The organism is Streptomyces sp. NPDC091209, from assembly GCF_044757755.1.
Classification (GTDB): domain Bacteria; phylum Actinomycetota; class Actinomycetes; order Streptomycetales; family Streptomycetaceae; genus Streptomyces.
This window is the reverse complement of sequence record NZ_JBIVVR010000003.1, coordinates 513,372-529,800: the sequence shown is the minus strand read 5'-3', so window position 1 is coordinate 529,800 and position 16,429 is coordinate 513,372. Positions and strand designations below refer to the sequence as shown.

At 71.3% G+C, this 16,429-nt stretch carries 16 protein-coding genes; 9 read left to right on the top strand and 7 right to left on the bottom strand.

Annotation, left to right across the window (positions count from 1 at the left end; translation table 11 throughout):
- Positions 1-187 precede the first annotated feature (187 nt).
- The 4 genes from ACIQRL_RS12510 to ACIQRL_RS12495 form a co-directional block, all read right to left on the bottom strand.
- The gene (locus tag ACIQRL_RS12510; protein ID WP_401330611.1) at positions 188-1,015 is read right to left on the bottom strand and encodes a glycoside hydrolase domain-containing protein; all 828 of its coding nucleotides are present in this window, start codon (positions 1,013-1,015) and stop codon (positions 188-190) included.
- Between the two features lie 175 nt (positions 1,016-1,190).
- Complete coding sequence (locus tag ACIQRL_RS12505) at positions 1,191-2,675, bottom strand: protein kinase (protein ID WP_401330841.1); 1,485 nt, start codon at positions 2,673-2,675, stop codon at positions 1,191-1,193.
- 38 nt (positions 2,676-2,713) lie between these two features.
- On the bottom strand, positions 2,714-3,349 hold the full coding sequence (locus ACIQRL_RS12500; protein WP_401330608.1) for a hypothetical protein: 636 nt from the start codon (positions 3,347-3,349) through the stop codon (positions 2,714-2,716).
- A 192-nt stretch (positions 3,350-3,541) separates the two neighbouring features.
- The gene (locus ACIQRL_RS12495) at positions 3,542-5,710 is read right to left on the bottom strand and encodes an N-6 DNA methylase (RefSeq protein ID WP_401330605.1); all 2,169 of its coding nucleotides are present in this window, start codon (positions 5,708-5,710) and stop codon (positions 3,542-3,544) included.
- Between the two features lie 199 nt (positions 5,711-5,909).
- On the opposite strand from ACIQRL_RS12495, the gene ACIQRL_RS12490 reads away from it, so the two are divergent.
- The 3 genes from ACIQRL_RS12490 to ACIQRL_RS12480 all read left to right on the top strand — a co-directional run bounded on the left by ACIQRL_RS12490 (position 5,910) and on the right by ACIQRL_RS12480 (position 7,721).
- The gene (locus tag ACIQRL_RS12490) at positions 5,910-6,335 is read left to right on the top strand and encodes a hypothetical protein (RefSeq protein WP_401330603.1); all 426 of its coding nucleotides are present in this window, start codon (positions 5,910-5,912) and stop codon (positions 6,333-6,335) included.
- Positions 6,336-6,547: 212 nt separating this feature from the next.
- Positions 6,548-7,264 carry a hypothetical protein gene (locus tag ACIQRL_RS12485; RefSeq protein ID WP_401330600.1) on the top strand — a complete coding sequence of 239 codons (717 nt, stop codon included), beginning with the start codon at positions 6,548-6,550 and terminating at the stop codon, positions 7,262-7,264.
- A gap of 88 nt (positions 7,265-7,352) precedes the next feature.
- A complete protein-coding gene (locus ACIQRL_RS12480) occupies positions 7,353-7,721 on the top strand; it encodes a hypothetical protein (protein WP_401330597.1) in 369 nt (122 codons plus the stop codon).
- Positions 7,722-7,986: 265 nt separating this feature from the next.
- Here the strand turns inward: ACIQRL_RS12480 and ACIQRL_RS12475 are convergent, their stop codons facing one another.
- Positions 7,987-8,472 carry an ATP-binding protein gene (locus ACIQRL_RS12475; protein ID WP_401330596.1) on the bottom strand — a complete coding sequence of 162 codons (486 nt, stop codon included), beginning with the start codon at positions 8,470-8,472 and terminating at the stop codon, positions 7,987-7,989.
- 267 nt (positions 8,473-8,739) lie between these two features.
- Here ACIQRL_RS12475 and ACIQRL_RS12470 point away from each other — a divergent pair, with 267 nt between their 5' ends.
- From ACIQRL_RS12470 to ACIQRL_RS12460, 3 genes are all read left to right on the top strand, one after another.
- The gene (locus ACIQRL_RS12470) at positions 8,740-9,591 is read left to right on the top strand and encodes a helix-turn-helix domain-containing protein (protein WP_401330594.1); all 852 of its coding nucleotides are present in this window, start codon (positions 8,740-8,742) and stop codon (positions 9,589-9,591) included.
- The gene (locus ACIQRL_RS12465) at positions 9,592-9,786 is read left to right on the top strand and encodes a DUF397 domain-containing protein (RefSeq protein WP_401330592.1); all 195 of its coding nucleotides are present in this window, start codon (positions 9,592-9,594) and stop codon (positions 9,784-9,786) included.
- Positions 9,787-9,852: 66 nt separating this feature from the next.
- Entirely contained in the window at positions 9,853-11,709 is a 1,857-nt protein-coding gene (locus ACIQRL_RS12460) for a hypothetical protein (protein WP_401330589.1), read from the top strand.
- Between the two features lie 133 nt (positions 11,710-11,842).
- Here ACIQRL_RS12460 and ACIQRL_RS12455 read toward each other — a convergent pair whose 3' ends face one another.
- Positions 11,843-12,535: a GntR family transcriptional regulator gene (locus tag ACIQRL_RS12455; protein WP_401330586.1), complete on the bottom strand. Its 693-nt coding sequence runs from the start codon at positions 12,533-12,535 to the stop codon at positions 11,843-11,845.
- Positions 12,536-12,769: 234 nt separating this feature from the next.
- On the opposite strand from ACIQRL_RS12455, the gene ACIQRL_RS12450 reads away from it, so the two are divergent.
- Both ACIQRL_RS12450 and ACIQRL_RS12445 read left to right on the top strand, forming a co-directional pair.
- Positions 12,770-13,618, top strand: coding sequence for a hypothetical protein (locus tag ACIQRL_RS12450; protein ID WP_401330839.1), 849 nt, complete (start codon positions 12,770-12,772; stop codon positions 13,616-13,618).
- A 184-nt stretch (positions 13,619-13,802) separates the two neighbouring features.
- Positions 13,803-15,134 (top strand): hypothetical protein, encoded by a 1,332-nt coding sequence (locus tag ACIQRL_RS12445; RefSeq protein ID WP_401330583.1) that lies wholly within the window; start codon positions 13,803-13,805, stop codon positions 15,132-15,134.
- Positions 15,135-15,266: 132 nt separating this feature from the next.
- Here the strand turns inward: ACIQRL_RS12445 and ACIQRL_RS12440 are convergent, their stop codons facing one another.
- Positions 15,267-15,998, bottom strand: a complete 732-nt coding sequence (locus ACIQRL_RS12440; protein ID WP_401330580.1) for an HNH endonuclease family protein — start codon at positions 15,996-15,998, stop codon at positions 15,267-15,269.
- Positions 15,999-16,159: 161 nt separating this feature from the next.
- Between ACIQRL_RS12440 and ACIQRL_RS12435 the strand changes: the two genes are divergently transcribed.
- Complete coding sequence (locus ACIQRL_RS12435) at positions 16,160-16,351, top strand: antitoxin (RefSeq protein ID WP_401330578.1); 192 nt, start codon at positions 16,160-16,162, stop codon at positions 16,349-16,351.
- Positions 16,352-16,429: the final 78 nt, after the last annotated feature.

The following is a 16,429-nucleotide window of genomic DNA, read 5'->3' as shown; positions in this document are numbered from 1 at the left end:
GAGATTGTGCGACGGTGCACAAAGTCTTGCGGTGATCGATGGTAGGCAGTGGCCGGCCTCTCGGCCAGCCATTCGACCAACGATTCACCACGACTTCAGGCACCGTCGCGGCTTCCCCGCCTCCCGGAACGCCCACGGTCCGCCCGTACGGGTGACCACGACGGGCCGATCACCCGGGTCGAGTCCGTCAGCCGGTGATGGCGACCGGCGCGTCCCAGGCGTCGCGGTCCACGGTGATCGTGGTGCCGCCGATGGTCTCCTTGCTGTTGACCATGTACTGGTGGGCGCGGCTGTGGCCGGTGAACTGGGTGGCGTTCCACGGCCAGTCGGTGGTCGTGGTGTTCGTCTTGTCCCACAGCGCGTACCAGAGGTTGCCCGGCAGATCCGTCTTGTCGGTCGCGGTCGCGACGGCCTTGGCGCTGGAGCTGGTGAAGCCGTAGTAGCCGGTGCGGAACGTCTTGGCGTGCAGGGTCTTGTCGAAGGCGCGCACGTACGTCAGCACGGCGTCGTTGCAGGCCTTGTCGGTGATGACGTACGACTCCATGTCGAGGTAGACCGGGCTGCCGGCCTTCATCCCGAGGGCGGTGGCCTTGGCGACCGCGTCCGCGCCGTCGGCCGCGCCCATGGACGCGGCGGTCGAGGCGGTGAGCTTCTCGGGGCTGCTCCCGGTCTGGCAGGGCGGCTGGGCGCCGACGTAGAGCGGGATGAGCTTCCAGCCCAGCGTGCTGACCGACTTCACCCAGGACGCGGTGAGGTTGGGCTGGGCGCATCCGCGGTTCTTGCCGCCGATGTACACGGCCGCCGCTCCGTAGAAACCGGTGTGCCAGGCCTTCATCGCGGTCAGCGAGGGCGCGGCGCAGGTGTCGAAGGCGCGGCCCGTGAAGGTCTTCTGCGCGGGCCAGGTCGTCGCTGCCATGGAGGTCTGCGCGGCGATACCGGCACCGGCGACGACGGCGACACCGGCCGCCCCCCACGTGATGTACCGGCGCTTCCGCGACTGACGATGGTCGGACATGTGAACCCACCCCTGGTTGTGCCGGTGGTACCGGCTGGTTGTGCGACGACAGCGCACGCGGCGCACAGGAGGCGCACACGGCACGAAATAGAGCGCAACTTAACTGGACACGCATGCCCGTTCGGGAAAGAAAGCCCCTGGAACGTCACAAGATTCTCTCAGGGCACGGCAAAATCTAGCCACGCACCTGCCCCAGCCATTGCAATGCCCCCCGGATCTCAGCCGCGAGCGGGTGTCCGGGGCCGTGCAGGTGCTCCACGTCGTGCAGCAGCCGGGCCAGCGTGTCGTGGGCGGCGCCGCGGTCGCCGAGCGCCAGCAGCAGGTGCCCGATGCGGCGGCGGACGTCGAAGGCGAGTTCCGGGTCGCCGGCCGCGTACTGGTTCTCGTAGTACGGCAGCAGGGCGCGGTACTCGGCGAGCGCCGCCGCCGGTTCGCCCAACTGCTCCAGGCATTGGGCGGATTCGTAGCGATAGCGCAGGGACTGGGGGTCGGCCCGGCCGGCCTCGGCGGCGCGTTCGTCGGCGAGGCGGCGCAGTTCGGGCAGCGCGCGCCGGTACTGGCCGTCGTCCATGAGCGTGGCCGCGTACTGCTTGCGCAGAGTGCGTACGACCGGGGAGTGCTCGCCGTGCTGCTGTGCGGCGGTGGGCAGGATCGCGCCGAGGACGTCGACGGCCTGGGTGATGCGGCCCTCGCCCAGAAGGCGCTTCACCTCGTCGACGGCGCCGGCGACATCGGGCTTGCCGGCGTCCCGCACGACGGGGGCGGGCCGGGGTGCGGGCGTGCGCGCACGGTCCGGCCAGGGGGCGTGCGGGCGCAGGAAGGGGCGCGTGGGGTCGAGTGGGGCCCCGGTGGGGGTTCCGCGCGCGGGCAGGAGCGGCGCCAGATCCTCGTACACGTCCTGCGCGGAGGCGGGCCGGTGCTGCGGGTCCTTCGCGAGCAGGCGCAGCACCAGGTGCTCCAGCGCCTCCGGGACCTCGGGGCGCAGCCGGCGTACCGGCGGCGGCGGCTCGTACAGGTGCCGGTGCAACACCCCGAGCGCCGTCGAGCCCGTGAACGGCACGTCGCCGCTGAGGAGTTCGTATATCAGCACACCGAGCGCGTACAGGTCGGTGTACGGGCCGACCGCGCCGCCCATCGCCTGCTCGGGCGCCATGTAGGCGGGCGAGCCGATGGGGGAGCCGGTGCGCGTGAGGCGGGTGGTGTCGGTGTCCATGACGGAGGCGACGCCGAGGTCGAGAACGGTCACCGTGCCGTCCTGCTTCACCATCACATTGCGCGGCTTGAGGTCACGGTGGACGATCGGCACGGCGTGCACGGCGCTCAATACGGCGCACAGTTGCGCGGCGACCGCGACCGCCCACTGCCACGGGTAGGGGTCGTGTTCGGCGAGGTGGTCGGAGAGGTCGGCGCCGTCGACGTACTGCATGACGAGGAACAGCTCCTCGCCCTCACTGCCCGCGTCGTGCACGGTGACCAGTCCGGGGTGGTCGACCTGGGCGGTCACCCGGCACTCGCGCGCGAAGCGGCGGCGCAGTTCGTCGGCATCCTGGCCGACGACCCTGTCGGGGCGCAGCAGCTTCACCGCGACGCGCCGGTCGAGCCGTTGGTCGTAGGCCGTCCAGACCTGGCCCATGCCGCCCTGCCCGATGAGCGTGGCCAGTTCGTACCGGCCGGCGACGACGCGTCCGGCCGCCGCGGTCACCGTCCGCCCTCGTGTTCGCCGTACCGCTGGTCCTCATGCTTGCGCAGATAGTCGCTGAGTTCGTCGAGCTCGGCGCGCACCTGGTCGATACGGGCGGGCGGGACTCGCCGCGGCGGGGGCTGGGGCATCGGCGCGTCCGGCAGGTACGGCTGCGGTACGGAGAGCTGCGGCTGAGGCTGCGACACGGGAGGCTGCGGCTGCGACATGAGGACAGCCGGGTACGGCGGGGCGGGCGGCACGGGCTGCGGATAGCCGTACGGCCCGTGGGCGGTCTGCACGTGGAACGGCGCGTGGCGCGTGGACCGCCGCCACGCACGGTGGAAGCGGATGTCGCTGACCAGGTAGTACGCGACACTGCCGGCGCTGAGGACCACTGATCCGGTCAGCGCGACATCGTCCCAGGGGTCGCTCTCCGGCAGCGTACCGACGATCCCGAGCAGGCCGATGGACACGGGCAGCGTCACCCAGGCCGCCATCCAGTCGAACCACCGCCCGCGCCGGAGCGCCACCTGGAACAGCGGAAGACAGGCGAACAGACCGCACGACAGGAGCCCTGCGACGGAGAACAGAACACGCAACGCGATGACGGTCACCGCGCCGCGGATGGGTGGCGTCCCGCCGTGGCCGTACATGACTGCTCCCGGGCCTGGGTTCGATAGGAGTTCGAGCGTATAGGCCGACACGGACGACCGGTCCAGGGTTGTACCGAGACGTTGTCGAACTGATCACCTCGTACGACGCCGCAGGTGGCGTCGGGGACGGGCAGCCTGGTCCTGGAGGAGCCGGAGCACGCGGGCCGGGGCGCGGGCGGAGCGCGCGGGGTCTCAGCCCGGGGGTACCGTCCCGTCCGTCAGCCCGTCGTACATGCCGCGTACGAGCTGGTCCCCCAGCCGGCCCGCGTGCCTGAGCGCCCGCTCGAACTCGTCGAGCGCGCGGAACCGGGCGCCGTAGCGCCGCTGTTCGTCCAGCGGGAGCCGGGGCAACTGCAGCCGGCGCACGTCGAGCCGGGTGGCGGTGGACGCGTAACTGCTGGCCTGGCGGTTGTTGGCGGTGCCTCGCAGGAACCCGGCGAGGAACCACGGGTCGAGCGCCGCGGGATCGGGGTGCAGCAGCACGAGGTTGCGCCCCAGGACCGCGCCCTCCGTCGTGCCGTCGACCACCCGGACCACCGAGCCGCCGCCGAGCACCGGCACGACCACGTCGCCCGCCTCCGTCAGCACGGCTTCCTCGTCGGTCTCGGGCAGTGTCCCCGAGGGGCCGGTGCCGGCGAGCACGTCGTGGTCGGTGAGGACGGGCACACGCGCGTGACCGCCGTTTCCGCCCGTCCGCATCACCAGGGCGCTCCCGCGGGCGAGTTCGCCGACGGTGGTGAGCGGCCAGCGGACGGGCCGCTCAGTCACGGCGGGGGGCGGGGTGAGACCGGTGGTCAGCCGCAACGTCTCGTCGAGGCACGCGCGCACGGCTACGAGCTGCTCGGCGCCGTCGGCCGCCGCCGGGGGCGGGAGATGGCGGGCCGGGGCGAGGTCGACGTCGTCGTCGAGGAGTTCGATGACGGGAACGGAACGCGCCAGACCGGGCCGTTCCGGGAGGGTGCCGTCCCGGTCGTGGGCCCGCCAGGCGTCGAGCACGACGTCCCTGACGGCCTGCCAGTCGGGACCGCCACGCCCCTCGCCGGCGAACTGCCCGGCGTCGGCGAGCAGCACCTCGGGCCGGCCGGGCGCCTTCTCGGGCCGGCGCAGCACCCACAGGTGCAGGGGGATGTTGTACGGGGGTGCCGCGCCGACCGGCAGGGCGACGACGGCCCGCAGCGCGCCGCGGCGCAGCAGGTCGGCGCGGATACGGCGTCCGGAGCGGCGGGAGGCGGTGGCGGGCGGCATGAGCAGGACGGCGGTGCCGCCGTCCCGCAGCCGGGCCAGCGCGTGCTGCACCCAGGCCAGCTCGGACTCGGCGCGGGCCGGGAAGCCGTACTCCCAGCGGGGGTCGTAGGCCAGTTCGTCATGGCCCCAGTTGCGTTCGTTGAACGGGGGGTGGCACAGGACCGTGTCGGCGCGCAGCCGCGGAAACGCGTCGGCGCGCAGGCTGTCGCCGACGGCCGCCCGCACGGTGGCCCGCCCGTGCAGGGCGAGCCGGAGGAGGGTGAGCACGGCGAGTTCGGGGACGCTGTCCTGGGCGTTGAGCTCCTGGCCCGGGCGGGCGTCGAGAGCGCGCAGCAGGGCACCGGTGCCGCAGGCCGGGTCGAGGACGGTGCGGGCGGGGCCGGCGAGGTCGGCCATGAGGCGGGCGAGTTCGGTGGGGGTGGTGGTGAACTGGCGCGGGTTGGCGTCGAGGTACCGCCCGAGCAGGAACTCGAAGGCATGGCGGGCGCCCAGCTCGGCGGCGAGCTCGGCCGCGCCGCGCAGGAGAGGGATGGAGGGCAGCAGCTGGGGGCCGGTGGGGAGGGGCACCCCGAGGGCGGCGGGGGTGTCAGGGACGGCCGGGGCGTGCGGGGCTGCCGATCCTCCTGAAGGGACTTCTGGAGTGTTCACAGTTACCGGTCGATTCACAGCCGACGGCTGCTCCGCGTCCACTCCGGCGTGAACGCCACGTTCGGCTCGCACCCGGCCGAACCGCAGGACGGCCTCCTGCTCCAGCGCGGCCGGCAGCAGCGCGGCGAGGCGCTCGTCGGAGCCGGCGCTCACCTCCAGCCAGACCGTCGGCCGGTCATGGATGAGCAGCAGCACGCAGCCGGCGTGGGTGAGTGCGGTGACCGGGCCCTCGGGGTGTCCGACGAGTTGCTGCCACACGCGTTCCCGCAACGGCACTTCGGCGAGTTTGCCCTGGTGACGCAGCCAGGCCTCGACCTCGGCGAGCGCGAACGACGGGCTGGTCTCCGTACCGCCGACGGGCTTGGGGAAGTCGGCGTGGCGACGGCGCCAGTTGCTCACGGCCGCGCGGCCGACGCCGGCCAGCCGTGCGATTCCGGCGGCGGTCACCTCGGTCGCGTTGTCCTGCACTCGCTCCGCTCCTCTCGTCCCGACTCGTCCCTGTGTGGTGTCGAGCATACCGACGTAGGCAAGATCTACCCGTTCACACTGTGCACACAAGAGACTTCGTGAATCGTGTTGACTCGATTCACACGCTCTGGTCTTATTGACCCAGCGAACGAGCGGCTGCCACCGAGGCGCCCGCCAGGGGGAGGGAACCGTCGTGGGGATGAAGGGCAGGGCGGCGCTGAGTGCCACTGTGGGCCTCGTCGTCATCGGTGTCGTCTCGGCGAACGCCGGCGGCCACAGCCGCGGACTTGGCCACCCGGGCGGCACCGGCAAGGGCTCGGCGTCCACGACTCCACAGCCCGGCACCCGGCAGCACACCGGATCGGCCGATGCGGCCGAAAAGGAAAAGGCCGCGTTCGCGGGGGACGGCGACTTCCGGGTCGGCCGGGACATCGAGCCGGGCACCTATCGCACCACCGGCGGCACCGACGGCTCCTGCCACTGGGAACGCGCTGCGGACACAGGCCACGGCCTGGACTCGCCGATCGCGAACGGCGGCATCACCGGCACGGCCGTCGTCACGATCAGCGCCAAGGACACCTTCTTCCACACGTCCGGCTGCGGGGACTGGAAGAAGACTCGCTGACCGGCCGCCGCACACCCCGCCCGTACACACCGTCCCGCCCGCCGGACGCGCCGCGGTACAGGGCACCGCACGACACCGCACCACACCGCACCACACCGCACCACACCGCTTCGACTCCGCCCGGCCTGTGGCCGTTCGGAGTCGCGCACCCGAAAGCCCTGCCCGACGGGCACCCGGCCCATTCCGACCTCACCTTCGAAGGACAGATCCCGATGCGTCATCCCTCCCGCGCGGCCAAGGCGCTGCTCGCCGCCGCCGTCCTGCCGCTCGCCCTGACGGCCTGCGCCTCCGCGACCGGTACCTCGTCCTCGTCCGCCACGGCGACGAAGCCCAAGGACCCCAACGCCGGTCTGCTGACGGGCGCGCAGCTCAAGAAGGCGCTGGCGCCCGCCTCCTTCTTCGCCGCCGGTTTCGCCGTCGACCCCAGCAACGCCCGGGACTCCGGCTCCATGTACGTCGAGCCGAGCTCCGCCCCCGCCGCCAAGCCCGACTGCACCCTTCTCGGCGGCACCAACTGGATAGCGGTCACGGGCGACTCGGGCGTCTCCTTCGCCCAGAACGACTACGTCAGCAAGAACACGTCCGAGGACATCGCCCAGCAGGTCGACACCTACCGGGGCACGAGCGCGGCGACCGTACTGGCGAACCTGAAGAAGGTCATCGCCGGCTGCGCCGACTACAGCGACCCGGACAGCCACACCAAGGTGAAGGTCGCGGGCTCCGACACCTCCGGTCTCGGCGACGGCGCGTACACGATCACCCTGACCAACAGCGACTGGGCGAACGGCACGACCCTCATCGCCGTGCGCGCCGGAACCGACCTCGTCACGGTGATGTCCACGGACGGAAAGGACAACGGCGCGGCCACGGCGAAGAAGCTGGCCGACCGGATCGTGACGTCCCTGAAGGGCGAACACGCGCACGCGTGACCCCTCGGATGGGAGCATGACGCCCCCGAGTGGTTTCTCGGGAGCCCGGGAGTCTTCTCGGGGGGCACAGGGTCTTCGGGGGTGTGTGATGGACAAGCGCTTGGAAGCCAGCTGGTTCCAGCGACTGGCGTGGTCGGTTCTGGCGGTCGGATCGTGCGGCCTGCTGGTGTGGGTACCTTTCCTGTACGTGGCGATCCGCCGGGGGCGAGGGTCCGACTGGGGCGCCTTCGCCTCGTTCGCGCTGTACGAGGTGGGGTCACTGTCGTTGGCGAACATCCCGGCGGACAGGGGAAATACGGCCTTGGGCCTGGTCGCCCTCTCCACCCTGGCCGTGGCCGTGTTGCTGCTGACAGGCCCGCTGTTCGACAAACCCACTCCGCGGAACGCCCTGGCCGGCGCGGGCCCGGCTCCGGCCCCTTGGCCGGGTCAGGCCCCCGGCAACCCCTACATGCGCTGACGCCCGGCATGCGTCGGGGCCGAGACCCCAGACGGTTCGTCCCCGGCGGGTACCGCCGAGTCCGTCTCCGGCGGGTTCCGTGAGGATCAGCCTCGCCGGGTGCCGTGCCGGATCCTGTAGATCACCGCGACCGCGGCCAGGAGGTCCTTCCTCGGCCTGAAGATGGTCACCCACCTGACCATCGAGGGCCAGGAGGGCTCCCTCAAGGTCGACTTCCCGGTCCGGACCCGCGCCGACGGCCATGTGTTCGCCGGGGCCCCGCCGGTCACGCGCTGACACACCGTGGGGCCGCCTCCCACGGCGGCCCCACCTCGCACCACAGCAACTTCCCGCTCCTGCCGAACAGATCGTCGCCGAGCGCGTATCCGCCCCAGGCGTCGGCGTAGTGGCATACGAGGAACAGCCCCCGCCCGCCGTCCGCCTCGGCCGGCACGGGACGCGGCGTGCCGTGCCGCTTGTCGAACGGGGGCGGGATGTGCGGGTCGGCGTCCCAGACACCGACCCGCAGACGGCCGCCCCCGAGAGCCCGGAGCCGCAGCATCGCGGGCCCGGCGGAGTGCCGGTAGGCATTCGTGACGAGTTCCGAGGCCAGCAACTCCGCCGTATCGGCGATGCGCTCCATCCCGTGACCGTTCAGCACAGCCCTGAGCGTGACCCGGGCGACGCGCGGCGCGAGCGGATCGTGCGGCAACTGGAGGGCGTACGCCCAAGACGGGGACGCATCGGACTTCTCCGGGGATACGGTGACCATGAACGCCTCCTGCGGTGGGGGTATTCGGGTTCGCTCCACTGGCCCGGCGGGGCGGTGGCATGTCGCGGGGTACTTACCCGTACGCACGTGAGTGCCGCGGGGCAGCGCGATGCGCTTCCGGCTTATGGGCGGGGCGAGTTGAGCGGCTTGAACATCACAACCGTAGGGCTAAAAGTGATAGCCCTGCTACCTTCAACGTGATAATCCCGGCGGGTTCACTCATGTGAGGGACCGCAGCCGATCCGTCGTCCGACGAAGGGAACGGCAGTGCCGCCCACCAACACCCCCACTCTGCGGCAACGACGTCTCGGCATCGAACTGCGCAAGCTCCGCGAGCACGCCGGACTCACCTCGACCGACGCGGCGGGCAGTCTGGGCTTGCAGCAGGCGCGGCTCAGCATGATCGAAGCCGGCCGCTACCCGGTGAGCGCGGACCGCGTACGCGCCATCGCACGCACCTACGACTGCGCGGACGAGTCGCTGCTCGACGCCCTGACGGCGATGACAGGACGGCGCACCAGAGGATGGTGGGACGAGTACCGGGACCACCTGCCTCCCGACCTCGTCGACCTCGCCGAACTTGAGCACCACGCCTCAGAGTTGAGGGTCGCACTGGCCATCCACATCCCGGCCCTGTTGCAGACTCCGGACCACACCCGGGCGATGCTGCGGGAGGCCGTTCCCGCTTTCCGCGCCTACGAGATCGAGCACCGGCTCTCCCACCGCATCAAGCGCCAGACGGTCCTGCACCGCACGAGTCCCCCGCCGTACACCGCGCTGCTCCACGAGTCGGCCCTGCACATCCAGTACGGCGGACCGGAAACCGCCCGCGAACAGTTGTCCCACCTGCTCACCCTGAGCGAGGAGGACCACATCACGTTCCGAGTGATCCCCTACACCTGCGGCGGCTTCCCCGGAAACGGACAGTCGATCAACTACGTACACGGCACCGACCCTCACCTCGACACCGTGCAGCTCGACACCCACCACGGCTGCGACTTCCTTGACGCCCAAGCCCAGTTGACGAAGTACCGAACTATCCTCGACCGCATGGAAACCGTCGCTCTCAAGCCCGCAGCCACACGAGACCTCGTCAACAACATCATCCGGAGCCTGTGAATGGTGCCCGCCATAACCTCATCCGCCTGGCAGAAATCCTCGTTCAGCCCGGACGGATCCGACTGCGTCTACGTCGCCACCACCCCCACCGGAACGATCCTCCTCCGCGAGAGCGACGCCCCGGAGACGGTCCTCGCCACCGGGCCTCGCCAACTCGGCGCCCTGATAGCCGCCTTGCGGCCGACGCACGACTAGCGGCTCGGACCGTTGTCAGAGGCGGTCGATATGGTCTGCGCACCTGATCAGCAGAGGAGCGTGCGCATGAGATCTCCGGCCGAGCTGGACGACGTCCGGTGGTCCGACCTGACCCACGCCTACGGCCCCGCCGAGGACGTACCCGAGTTGATCCGGGCGCTCTACGAGGACGACGCGGAAGCGGCCGACGAGGCGGTCTACGAGCTCTACGGCAACATCCATCACCAGGGCACGATCTACCAGGCGTCGGCACCCGCCGTCCCCTTCCTCGCCCACGCCGTGCTGCACGCGCCGGGCAAGCGCGACGAACTTCTGATGCTGCTCGCCGTCCTCGCCGACCACGCCCCCGCCGCCGTCGAATCGCCGCACTGGCCCGGCAGCGATGCCGCCGCGGTCTGCGCGGAACTCTGCGAGGTGCTCCCGGATCTGCTGCCGTGCCTCGGGGACCCCGAGCGCGGGGTACGCCGGGCGGCGCTCCGGGTGGTCGCGGCCGTGGCCGATCTGCTCCCGTACAAGCCGTGGGTCCTGGCCGTCGAGCAGGTCGACGCTCTTTACGCCGACGACCCCGTCCCGGCCGTACGGGCGGACGCTCTGGTCGTCCTGAACCGGTTCGGCCGGGTGCTGGAGCCCCTGGACAGCCCGCTGCCGGAGGTGAGGCTCGCGGCGGCCCAGCTGGCCGCCGAACGGTCCGGGCCTCCGTACGCGCCCGAACTCGTAGAAGTCTTCGCCGAGGACGGCGCCGAACCCGACCCCGGGGAGGACGACTTCCCCTGGTCGGACACCACCACCCAGGAAGAGCAGCTCACCCGCCTGCTCACCCAGGATCCGGACGTCGGCCTCACCGTGGCAGCCCGCTGGATCGCGGCCGGAGACATCGGCTCACGCGGTTCCTGGCTGGCCCAGGGGATCGCCGAGAAGTGGCGCGACCGCGAGCGCGAAGTGCTGGACCTGCTGCCGGCCGCGCTGCCCCACCAGGGAAGACCCACCGCCCTGTTCCGTACGATCGGCTACTGGGTCGAGGTCCTGCCCGAGCCGGACGCCGTCCTCCGGGACGGACTCCACCGGTACGCCCGTGGCGACGGCGAGGCCGCCGAACCCGCGCTGCTCGCGCTGGTGCACTCCCGCGATCCCCGGGCGCTGGAACTGGTGCTCGAACGCCCCACCGCCCGGCTGCTCGCAGCGGCGGCGCGGCGCTTCCCGGAAGCGGCCGACCAGCTGATACCTCTGATCCGCCGCGAGCTGGCCGCGGGCGCGACCGGGAACGACGGGATCGCCCTGGTGCAGGCCCTGGCCCCGTTCGGCACCGCGGCCCGCGCGGCCCAGCCCGAACTGGTCGACTGCCTCAGAACCCGTCGAGCGGCCATCGTCGCCGCCCGCCAACTCGGCTCCAACAGCATCCGTACGCCGGAGATCACCGACCTGCTGCGAGACGCCACGCAGAGCAGCGACTCCTCACTGAGGGCGTCGGCGGCCGTGGCCCACTACCAGGTGACAGGTGACCCCGACACGGCGCTTCGCACCTATGAGGCGCTGCTGTCGTCCGGGGGCCGGACCAGTTGGTACCTGAGCGGACTGGAGCCGATGGGCAGCGCCGCGGCTCCGCTGCTCCCTCGCATCGAGCCCCTGCTGGAGGCCCGCGGCGACTGGACGCGCGAGGCCGCCGCCAAGGCCCACCACTGGATCACCGGATCCCCGGACCGCGCCGTCCCCGTCCTCGCCGAGCTGGTCGGAACCACCCCGGTCGGCCTCAGCGCCCTCAAGGCCCTCGCCGTCATCGGCCGGGCCCCGGAGGACCTCCGCGACACCCTTCGCTCCTTCGTCTCCTCCCCGAAGCGCCTCGTCACCGACTCCCCCTTCTCGGGCCAGGACCACCCGGACGACGAACTCCGCACGCTGTCCAGGTTGTTGCTCACGCTCGGCTGACACCCCGCCAAGCCGGAACGGCCACTGACACTCCCGACCCATTCCGGGACACGAGGAGCTCTCCGCGGTGAACCCCTACGGCCGGTTCGAGCTGGACAGCTTCCCACCGCGTTCTCGCCGCAGTGGCGTGAGCCTAGGTGGCCCGACCTGAATCGTCGGTCAGAGCGGCCGCGGTCAGGGTGAGGTGCTGAACGAGGACCGCGGCTGCGGTGTCGGCGTCGCGGGCCAGCGCCACCTCCTCCAGCCTGCGGTGTTCCTCGAGGCCGTCCCGGTCGGGATTGCGGTGCGCCGACCAGCGGCGGGCCAGCTCGCTCGCCGTCCACAACCGGTCGAAGGTCTCCAGCAGCGCGCGGTTGCCGCACCCCTCCAGCAACGTGCGGTGGAAGACCCTGTGCGCCTCGGCCCAAGCGCCGGTGTAGTACTCGCCCTCCTCCGGCGCGTACGCCGGAGTGCGGGCCAGGCGGTGGTGGGCGGCCCGCACGCGGGCCTCCCAGTCGATGTCGCCGCGCTCGATGGACATGCGCAGCATGACCGGTTCGATGGTCCGGCGGGCTTCCGCGATCTCCTGCCAGCGGTGGTCGGAGAAGGACGGGACGACGAACCCGCGGTTGGGCAGCCGGTCGGCGAGCCCCTCGCCGACCAGCCGTACGAGCGCCTCACGCGTCACGGCCAGGCTCACGCCCTGTTCCCTGGCGAGATCCTGCGGCTTGAGAGCGTCACCAGGGGCGTGGTCCCCGCGCATGATCGCGCGCTGCAGGTGTGCGTAGACCTGCTCGGAAAGCATCTGCTTCCCGGGGGAAGCGGAGTCGCGAGGCGTGCCAGTCATGACGTCAGCATAGACGATCTCTAAGAAAATCGATTATTCATGTTACTGTCGATTTACTGGAGAGGGGGTGCCATCGGCGCCGGTGCCCTTCCGTCGCCCCTGCGGCCCCATGGCCGCGCCGCCTGGTCGCCGCTGCCGAGACGTCCGCCCGACAGTGCCGCCCGACTTCCCGGAGAGACGACCGTGACGCATCTCGACGACCTTCCCGGCTCCGCCCGCCCCGGCGACGGCCCGATGGACCTGAACGCCGTCCGCGACGTCAGCCGCGCCGTCAGCGCCGCCCATCTGTTCATCTATCTCGCCCCCGAGAGCGCCCAGGAGGCGGCCGAGCTCGGCGTGAGCGACCGCGGGCGGGCGTATCTGGCGTTCCGCTCGGCCGCGATGGGCGCGGTCCCGTGGCAGGTCACGCTCGCGGCCTTCTACAACTTCAGCCCGCGGGCGGTGCGGGCCATGGCGGGCGTGTGGGACACCGCGCCGCCCGAGCGGTGGCAGGCCGCCCGCTTCTCGGCCGCCGGACGGGCGATGCGGCGCGTCGACGTGCGCCTGACGGACGACCGGCTCGCCGAGGCACGCTCGCTGATCGACCCGGTCGTCGCCGGTGCCGACTACGCCGGCAAGGTGCTGGCCGCCGCGAACGCCTCGGTCGGGTCTCCACCCGATCCTCTCGTCGCTCTGTGGCAGCAGATCACGGTGGTACGAGAGTGGCGCGGTGACGCCCATCTCGTCGTGCTCGCCGGCAACGACCTCGGGCCATGCGACTGCCTCGTCCTGCACACCGCGACGGGCCGCCTCCCGACAGCTCTCGCGCGAGCGACCCGGAAGTGGGACGACGAGGAGTGGAACGCGGCGACGGCACGTCTCACCGCCCGCGGCTGGCTCGGCCCCGACGGCACGGTCACCGACACCGGCCGCGCGGCGCGGGAGCGGATCGAGGTGGAAACGGACGAGCACTGCGCCGCGCTGTGGGCGCCGATCGGCGATACGGGTGCCCGCCGCTTCGCCTCGCTCATCGCGCCGATCGCCGACGCGTTCACCGCGGCGGGGACGTTCCGGGCCGTGCGGGGACCGCAGGATCCGGAATAGACGGTCCTTCACACGATCAAGATCGACAACCGGCTGCCTGACCCCGCCCGCGCCCCGATCCGTTCTCAGAACCGAACCACGCACCACACCCCTCAGCCGCAACCTTCCGTCCCACTGAAGAGTCGAACTCCCGTCCGGCGATGGCTACTTCGCCGGGGTTCTTCTGTCCCATCTGGGGGATGCAATGAGTTCTGTCTCCGTCGGGCGTGTGCTGCGCCGCGGGGTATGTGCCGGAGCGGTGGGGGCGTTGGTCCTCGCCGGTCTCGGGAGTGGGGTCGCCTTCGCCGACGCGGCGCAGAACGATTACCTGGAGATCCAGGCACCGGGGGAATCGACGGTCACCGTCGCCCCGGACGGCGGTGCGGCGCAGTACCGATCGCTGGCCATCGGTCTGATCCACGGCGACACCACCGTGATCGAAGGGCGGCTGACCGTCGACGTCTCCGGGCTCGCCGGTGTCGCCCAGGTCTCCTGGCCCGACAACTGCACGCCGGACGACGCCGGCACCGTCGCCGTGTGCGACACCGGCGACGTGCCGAACCGCTACAACCCGACGGTGCATCTGAAGGTGCGGGCCACCACCGACGCCGCCGTGGGAGCGCAAGGCGCGATCGAGTACTCCGCCGAGGCCACCGGCGGACCCGACGGCACGCTCACCGCCTGGCAGAGCGCGGAGACCTTCGTGACCGTCGGCTCCGGTCAGGACCTCGGCATCGGTGCCCCGCAGGACGTCACCGGCGTCGCGCCCGGCAGCAGCCTGACCGTGCCGTTCTCCGTCACCAACACCGGCAACGAGACCGCCCACGGCTTCCGCGTGGACATGTGGGCGACGTACGGACTCGACGTCGTCACCCGCTACCCGCAGTGCACCTACACCGGACCGGACACCAGCGGATTCACGTACGTGGCGTGCTCCTTCGACACCGATGTCGCGCCCGGCGCCACGGTGGAGCTGCCGGAACCGCTGCGGCTCGGCGTCACCGGCCACGCGCTGCACGAACGGCTCGACTACAGCGTCCAGCCCGCCGACGAAGCCACCGCCGACCTCGACAGCTCGGACAACAGCCGCACGTGGCACATCGACGCCGACAACACCGCCGACTTCGCCATGAAGGGCACCGAGGTGAGCGGCGCGGTCGGCGACACCGTCACCACCGCCTTCCGCTTCGTCAACAACGGCCCGGCCTGGGTCGGTGACGTCACCTCCGGTGACCCGCTCGTCGCGATCGATTTCTATCTCCCGGAAGGCACCACCGCCACGTCCGTGCCCCGCACCTGCCGAACCACCAGGACACCGGGCGACACCCCCGACGTCGTCCACTACGCCTGCACCCTGCCGACGTGGACCACGCCCGACCTGGACGTCAGCTTCCCGTTCGAGCTGCGCATCGACCGGGTCGTCCCCGACGCGACGGGTCGAGTCGTCGCACGGCCCTACTCCGGCGGCGCGTCCCTGTCCTTCGATCCGGACACCACGAACAACTCGGCCGAAGTAGTGGTCAACCCGTCCGCCTGACAGCCATGAAGGGGTGAGGGGGCGAGCCCACGGCTTCGCCCCCTCGTCCGATTCCGCGCCACGCCTGGGGCAGCGGGGGCAGCGGCATGGACGGCCGTGGCCCCCGCTGCCCTTCGCGGGGCGCGGTCCGGGTCATTTCGCGTGGAACCTCTTCGGCGCCTCGGTCGGGTTGCCGCCCGCGGGCAGCTTCTGGCCGGGGCACGCGCCCAGGACCTTCTTCATGGCCGCCTTCTCGGCGCTGGTGACCCAGAGTCCGTACTTCTTCTTCACCGCCACCTGCGCGGCGACGTACGTGCAGCGGTACGCCTTGTTGGGCGGGAGCCAGGTCGCGGTGTCGCCGTCGCCCTTGCTGCGGTTGGCGCTCGCGCCGACGGCACGCAGGTTGAGCGGATCGTTGGCCAGCGCTATCCGCTTGCTCGCGTCCCAGTACTTGGCGCCCGTCTGCCAGGCGTCCGAGAGCGCGACGAGGTGGTCGATGTCGACCAGGCTGCGCCCGCGGACGAAGGTGACGTCCTGGCCGCCGTACGGATCGGGTTCGAGAACTCCGCGGGACACCCTGCACTTGCCGTCGCTGAGCTTCACCTCTTTCAGGTCCCGCTTGAGGATGTCGTCACGGGTGTCGCACGCGTTCGCGTCGGTGTCGGCCCAGGCCGTGCCGAACCGCTCCCTCGTGTACCCGGTCTTGGGCGCGCGCCCCTTGACGGCCAGCGAGTCCACGGCGGCGTAGGCGGCGCCACCGCTGCCGTTCGCCGTCTCCCGCGGTCCCGCGGAACCCAAGGCGTCCTTCTTGCAGCCGCTCACTCCGGCGCCGATGACGAACACCACCACTGCGGCAGCCGCCGCCCCACCCCTCAGACGCAGCACAGCGCCCCTCCCCTTCGCCTCCCCGGGTCCGCCCAGATCGGACGTGATTCCCGTCTGCCCAAGGTAACGGCCGCCATTCCACGGCCATACCAGACATCAATGGGCAAGAGGCGCACGCCGGGCGTATCGTCGGTCGTGAGTCACCCCGGAAGGAGCTCTGGATGGGCATCTTCGACAGGTTCAAGAGCAACCGTGCGGCACAGGACAAGGCGGGACAGATGTCCGATGCCGCCGAGAAGCAGGTCAACAAGAAGACCGGCGACAAGTACACGGACAAGGTCGACGACGCGCAGCAGAAGGCCGAAGGCGCGATGGGGATGGACCGTGACCGCGACCGGCCGGGACAGCCCTAGCCGTAGCGAGACGAGAAGCGCCTCCCCTTCCGGCCCCATCGCGGCATCCCCGCCGGGTGGGGCAGAGGAGTCGTTCGG

Excerpts from the sequence above, each read along its gene's own strand:
- ACIQRL_RS12450 (WP_401330839.1), top strand. The coding sequence starts at position 12,770 with ATGGACCTGAACGCCGTCCGCGACGTCAGCCGCGCCGTCAGCGCCGCC.
- ACIQRL_RS12510 (WP_401330611.1), bottom strand. The coding sequence starts at position 1,015 with ATGTCCGACCATCGTCAGTCGCGGAAGCGCCGGTACATCACGTGGGGG.
- ACIQRL_RS12465 (WP_401330592.1), top strand. The coding sequence starts at position 9,592 with ATGGTGCCCGCCATAACCTCATCCGCCTGGCAGAAATCCTCGTTCAGC.
- ACIQRL_RS12460 (WP_401330589.1), top strand. The coding sequence starts at position 9,853 with ATGAGATCTCCGGCCGAGCTGGACGACGTCCGGTGGTCCGACCTGACC.
- ACIQRL_RS12490 (WP_401330603.1), top strand. The coding sequence starts at position 5,910 with ATGAAGGGCAGGGCGGCGCTGAGTGCCACTGTGGGCCTCGTCGTCATC.
- ACIQRL_RS12485 (WP_401330600.1), top strand. The coding sequence starts at position 6,548 with ATGCGTCATCCCTCCCGCGCGGCCAAGGCGCTGCTCGCCGCCGCCGTC.
- ACIQRL_RS12480 (WP_401330597.1), top strand. The coding sequence starts at position 7,353 with ATGGACAAGCGCTTGGAAGCCAGCTGGTTCCAGCGACTGGCGTGGTCG.
- ACIQRL_RS12475 (WP_401330596.1), bottom strand. The coding sequence starts at position 8,472 with ATGGTCACCGTATCCCCGGAGAAGTCCGATGCGTCCCCGTCTTGGGCG.
- ACIQRL_RS12455 (WP_401330586.1), bottom strand. The coding sequence starts at position 12,535 with ATGACTGGCACGCCTCGCGACTCCGCTTCCCCCGGGAAGCAGATGCTT.
- ACIQRL_RS12500 (WP_401330608.1), bottom strand. The coding sequence starts at position 3,349 with ATGTACGGCCACGGCGGGACGCCACCCATCCGCGGCGCGGTGACCGTC.
- ACIQRL_RS12445 (WP_401330583.1), top strand. The coding sequence starts at position 13,803 with ATGAGTTCTGTCTCCGTCGGGCGTGTGCTGCGCCGCGGGGTATGTGCC.
- ACIQRL_RS12435 (WP_401330578.1), top strand. The coding sequence starts at position 16,160 with ATGGGCATCTTCGACAGGTTCAAGAGCAACCGTGCGGCACAGGACAAG.